The organism is Ornithinibacter sp. (genome assembly GCF_035443565.1).
Lineage (GTDB): Bacteria > Actinomycetota > Actinomycetes > Actinomycetales > Dermatophilaceae > Fodinibacter.
Genome location: NZ_DAORSO010000187.1, coordinates 1 through 3,663, shown reverse-complemented (window position 1 = coordinate 3,663; position 3,663 = coordinate 1). Strand labels below are relative to the sequence as shown.

Genomic DNA, 3,663 nt, shown 5'->3' with positions numbered 1-3,663 from the left:
GCCTTCATCGCCGCGCTGACCTCCGACGGCGCCGGGGCGCAGGCCACCAAGAAGTGACCGCCGCGACGGTCCCGGTGCGCAGGGACCGGGCGCTGCTGTCGGTGTCCGCGCTCCTGTGGGGCGTGCAGTTCGCCTTCCTCAACCCGGCGATCGGCATCATCCTCGTCACCCTGTACGACGCGACCCCGGGCCAGGTCGGGCTGGCGCTGGCTGCCTACAACGTCAGCAGTTTCGTCTCCACGCTCGTCGTGCCCACCCGGGCCGACCGCTCGGGCGACTACCTGCGCCCGTTGTTGTGGTGCGGTGTCTTCACGGTCCTGCTCGTCACGGCCCTGGCGCTGTCGAGCACGCTCCCGGCGGCGGTCATCGCACTCGTCTCGCTGGGCGGACCGGCAGGTGTCGGCATCGGGCTGATCTTCGCCCACCAGCGCTCCACCGGCGCCTCGGTGCAGGACGTCATGCGCACCCGGGCGGTGTTCTCGCTCGCCTGGGTCGCCGGGCCGCCGCTCGCGGCATTCCTCATGGGGCTGCTCGGCGACCGCGCCGTGCTCTGGGCGATCGCCGGCATCGCCGTGGCCGCCTTCGGCGTCACCATCGCGATGATCCGCGGCCGCACCGTGGCCCCCCGGCCCGCCGTCGACGCGGACACCTCGGACGATCGCATGGTGGATGCCGTGCGGCGCCCCGAGGTCGCGCGGCTGCTCGCCGTCTTCGTGGTGCTCAATGCCGCGATCACCGCGTGCGTGTCCGCCCTGCCGCTGCTCGTCACGCAGCGGCTCGGTCTCGACCTCGTCTGGGCCGGTGCGGCGCTGGGCACCGCCGCAGCTCTCGAGATCCCCATCCTGCTCCTGCTGGGCCGGCACTCGGTGCGCGTCGGGCAGCGCCGCCTGGTCGCGGCCGGGTGCGTGGCCGGTATCGCCTACTACGCGGCCATGACCCTCGTCAGCGGGCCGGTCGGGCTCCTCGGCCTTCAGGTGCTCAGCGCGGTGTACGTCGCCTGTGCCTCAGGGGTCGGCCTGACCCTGGTGCAGGACGTCGTCGGCCGGCCCGGGTTGGCGTCGGCGCTGTTCATGAACACCACGCGCGTGGGGGCGATCCTCGCCGGCCCGGTCGTCGCGCTCGCGGGCGTCGGTAGCGGCACCCTCGGGTACGCCGCCGCCTTCGCCGGGTGCGCGGTGCTGGTGACCGCCGGGCTCGCGCTGCTGGTGCAGGGCTACGCGCGCTCGGCGATCTCGCGGAGCCGGGCCACGTAGGCCGCCCAGTGGTCCGCGCCGCCCTCGGGCAGGTTCGGGTGCTCGGGCGACCAGCCGGCCTGACCGTCGACCTGCTCGCGCAGGATGTCCAGGTGCCCGGCGTGCCGGGCCGTCTCAGCGGTCATGTGCACCAGCAGGTGGTGCAGCGTGGTGTCCGGCTCCCTCCACCACGGCACGTGGGCCCTGGTGTCCAGGGGCAGGGGCGCAATGGTCTCGTCGGCGAAGGCTGTGACACGGCGGTAGAGGTCGAGGATCTGCGCCGGCGACTCGTCTGCGGTGGCCCACATGTCGTCGTTGGGCTGCGCGTCGTCCGCCCAGAACGCCATCGGCTGCGGCCACGGGCGGCCCAGGCACATGCCGAAGTACTCGGCCTCGACCCCGGCCAGGTGCTTGACGACACCGAGCAGGTTCGTGCCGGTGGGGGTGAGCGGCATCCGCTGGTCGCGCTCGGGCAGCCCCTCGACCTTCCAGAGAACCTGCTCGCGAGCGTTCTTCAGGTAGTGCCACACCGTGCTCTTGACGTCCATGACGGCAGCCTGTCACGAGGCACTGTCACAGCTCCCTGTCACGGGGCGGGGACGCTCGACTCCTGCACGGGCGGGGCGACCACCGGGCCGTCGGCCCACTCGTGCGGTCGGGAGGCCAGCTCGAGCACCGCCAGCACGTCGCGGGGCCAGACGTCGTCGTCGGTGGCGGCGAGGTCGGGCAGGGCCCACCACCGGATGTCGGCCACGGTCAGCTGCTCCTCCTCGGTGTGCGACGTGGTGTCCACCTCGAAGGCCGCCACCCGCACCACGTAGAACACCTCGTGCTGGTCGACCACCTTGTCGCTGTAGCCGTGCACGACGACCCGGGTGAGCAGCGGGCCGACGAGGTCCCCGGCATCCACGACGAGGCCGGTCTCCTCCCACAGCTCGCGCACCGCGGCCTCGAGGTCGCTCTCGCCCGGGTCGACACCCCCGCCGGGCGTCACCCACCAGTGCGCGACCGGGTCCAGCCCGAGGTCGGAGTCCTTGAACAGGAGCATCCGGTCGTCCTCGTCGAGCACCAGCACCCGCACCGCCCGCCGGTCGAACCGTGGCCGGTCCTCGGGTGCGGGCACGACGAAGCCGGGCTGGCCGGGGTAGGAGGGGGTGGTCATGGCCACACGTTAACCCGGCCGGCAGTACTCGCCGGTAACCTCGGCCGGGTGCCTGACACCTACGCGCTGTACCGCTCGATGTCCGCCCGCCCGTTCGGCAAGCGCGCCTTCTCGCTGCTCTTCGCGAACAAGGCCCCCTACTTCCGCACCGTGCGGCCGCAGGTGCGCGACGTGCGACCGCACCACGCCGAGCTGACCATCCGCAACCGCCGGGCGGTGCACAACCACATCGGCACCCTGCACGCCATCGCGGTGTGCAACGGGCTCGAGGCAGCGATGGGCCTGCTCGCCGAGGCCACCACGCCGAAGGACCGGCGCTGGATCCCCAAGGGGATGCAGGTCTCCTACCTCGCGAAGTCGACGACCGACCTGCTGTGCATCGCGGAGACCGACCCGGCCGACTGGGCGCAGCTCGGCGACGTGCCGGTGCGGGTCAGGGCGGTTCGTACCGATGGCACCGTCGTCGTCGATGGCATCATCACGATCTATGTGTCCGAGCGCCCAGCCCGCTGACCTGATCACGGTTCTTCGCGGGCGCGTCTGGTGCCCGGTGCAGGGCGACCTCGACGCGGTCGCGATCCGCGGTGGCCTCGTCATTGCCGTGGATGCCGCTGCGCTCGCCCTCGCGGACACGCCCGGTGCCGCTGTGGTCGAGGTGGGTGACGGCATCCTCATCCCGGCGTTCGGTGACGGGCACGCCCACCCGGTGTTCGCGGGCCTGCAGGCCCATGGACCACACATCTCGGATGCCGGGTCGGTCGCCGAGGTCGTCGCGCAGGTCGCGCGCTGGGCGGCCGAGCACCCGCACGAGCCGTGGATCCGCGGGGCGTCCTACGACCCGGCGCTCGCGCCCGACGGGCTGTTCGACGCCCGGTGGCTCGACGAGGCCGTGCCCGACCGACCCGTGGTGCTGCGAGCCGCCGACTACCACACGGTGTGGGTCAACACGATGGCGCTGGAGCTCGCCGGCATCGACGCCTCGACGCCCGACCCGCCGCTCGGTGAGATCGCCCGACGCGCCGACGGCACGCCGCTCGGCACGCTGCGCGAGTGGGGCGCGGTCGACCTCGTGCTCGACATCGCGGGCCCGCACCCCCTCGACGTCCGGGTGCGGGCCCTCGAGGAGGCGACCGCCCACCTTGCGTCGCTCGGGATCACCTGGGTGCAGGACGCCTGGGTGGAGGCCGACGACGTCGAGGCCTACCTCGCCGCAGCCGCACAGAAGAGGCTGCACACCGCCGTCGACCTCGCCCTGTACGCCGACCCGCG

Annotated in this window: 5 protein-coding genes; 3 read left to right on the top strand and 2 right to left on the bottom strand. The window is 72.9% G+C overall.

Annotated features, from left to right (window positions below; translation table 11 throughout):
- The coding region (locus PLL68_RS13070) for an MFS transporter (protein WP_324534765.1) at nt 1-1,253 on the top strand (1,253 nt) is incomplete at its 5' end.
- On the opposite strand, the gene PLL68_RS13065 is transcribed toward PLL68_RS13070, so the two are convergent.
- Together PLL68_RS13065 and PLL68_RS13060 are read right to left on the bottom strand one after the other, a co-directional pair.
- Nucleotides 1,214-1,780, bottom strand: a complete 567-nt coding sequence (locus PLL68_RS13065; RefSeq protein ID WP_324534763.1) for a DinB family protein — start codon at nt 1,778-1,780, stop codon at nt 1,214-1,216. The genes PLL68_RS13070 and PLL68_RS13065 overlap by 40 nt on opposite strands.
- A gap of 38 nt (nt 1,781-1,818) precedes the next feature.
- Nucleotides 1,819-2,394 carry an NUDIX hydrolase gene (locus tag PLL68_RS13060; protein WP_324534761.1) on the bottom strand — a complete coding sequence of 192 codons (576 nt, stop codon included), beginning with the start codon at nt 2,392-2,394 and terminating at the stop codon, nt 1,819-1,821.
- A 48-nt stretch (nt 2,395-2,442) separates the two neighbouring features.
- On the opposite strand from PLL68_RS13060, the gene PLL68_RS13055 reads away from it, so the two are divergent.
- Together PLL68_RS13055 and PLL68_RS13050 are read left to right on the top strand one after the other, a co-directional pair.
- Entirely contained in the window at nt 2,443-2,907 is a 465-nt protein-coding gene (locus tag PLL68_RS13055; RefSeq protein ID WP_324534759.1) for a hotdog fold domain-containing protein, read from the top strand.
- On the top strand, nt 2,882-3,663 hold a 782-nt coding region (locus tag PLL68_RS13050; RefSeq protein WP_324534757.1), incomplete at its 3' end, for an amidohydrolase family protein. The genes PLL68_RS13055 and PLL68_RS13050, both read left to right, overlap by 26 nt.

Excerpts from the sequence above, each read along its gene's own strand:
- PLL68_RS13065 (WP_324534763.1), bottom strand. The coding sequence starts at position 1,780 with ATGGACGTCAAGAGCACGGTGTGGCACTACCTGAAGAACGCTCGCGAG.
- PLL68_RS13060 (WP_324534761.1), bottom strand. The coding sequence starts at position 2,394 with ATGACCACCCCCTCCTACCCCGGCCAGCCCGGCTTCGTCGTGCCCGCA.